1 protein-coding gene is annotated in these 1,052 nt (G+C 54.9%); it reads right to left on the bottom strand.

The window, feature by feature from the left end; translation table 11 throughout:
- Window positions 1–1,052: photosystem II D2 protein (photosystem q(a) protein) (gene psbD / locus QUA83_RS30480; protein WP_333297950.1), on the bottom strand; the 1,052-nt coding region annotated here is incomplete at its 3' end.

Below are 1,052 nucleotides of genomic sequence, written 5' to 3'. Positions count from 1 at the left end.
GCGTTACCGCGAGGCAGAACTTCTTCAGGGAAGATGAAGTTTTCGTGGGGTTGGTCTGTCGGAGCCATCCAAGCACGAATGCCTTCGTTAAGCAGAATGTTCTTAGTGTAGAACGTTTCAAACTCAGGATCTTCAGCAGCGCGTAATTCTTGTGATACGAAGTCATAGGCGCGCAGGTTTAATGCTAAACCGACGATGCCAATGGAGCTCATCCACAAGCCTGTGACAGGTACGAACAGCATGAAGAAGTGCAACCAGCGTTTGTTGGAGAAGGCAATTCCGAAGATTTGCGACCAAAAACGGTTGGCTGTAACCATCGAGTAGGTTTCTTCTGACTGAGTTGGGTTGAAGGCGCGGAAGGTGTTCGAGCCTTCGCCGTCTTCAAACAAGGTGTTTTCTACGGTTGCACCGTGGATGGCGCACAACAGCGCACCGCCCAAGATGCCTGCAACGCCCATCATGTGGAAGGGGTTGAGCGTCCAGTTGTGGAAGCCTTGCAGGAATAACAAAAAGCGGAAAATTGCTGCGACGCCGAAACTGGGGGCGAAGAACCAGCCTGATTGACCCAAGGGGTAAAGCAGGAACACCGAAACAAACACGGCGATGGGGCCGGTGAATGCTAGGGCGTTGTAGGGACGGATGCCGACTAAACGGGCGATTTCAATCTGACGCAGGCAAAAGCCGATCAGTGCGAAGGCGCCGTGGAGGGCTACGAATGTCCACAAACCGCCGAGTTGGAACCAGCGGGTGAAGTCCCACTGTGCTTCGGGGCCCCACAGGAACAGCAGGGAGTGTCCGAGGCTGTTGGCTGGGGTGGAGACGGCTACGGTAAGGAAGTTGGCTCCTTCGAGGTAGGAACTTGCCAAACCGTGGGTGTACCAGGATGTGACGAAGGTGGTGCCTGTTAACCAGCCACCGATGGCTAGGTAGGCGCAGGGGAATAGCAGGATGCCAGACCAGCCTACGAAGACGAAGCGATCGCGTTTGAGCCAGTCGTCGAGGACATCAAAGATGCCTCTTTCGGTCTGGGCGCGTCCGACTGCGATTGTCAT

The organism is Microcoleus sp. K1-B1 (genome assembly GCF_036704705.1).
Taxonomy (GTDB): Bacteria; Cyanobacteriota; Cyanobacteriia; order Cyanobacteriales; family Microcoleaceae; genus Microcoleus.
Note: the sequence above shows the minus strand (reverse complement) of the source record. Positions and strands in the feature narration are given on the sequence as shown.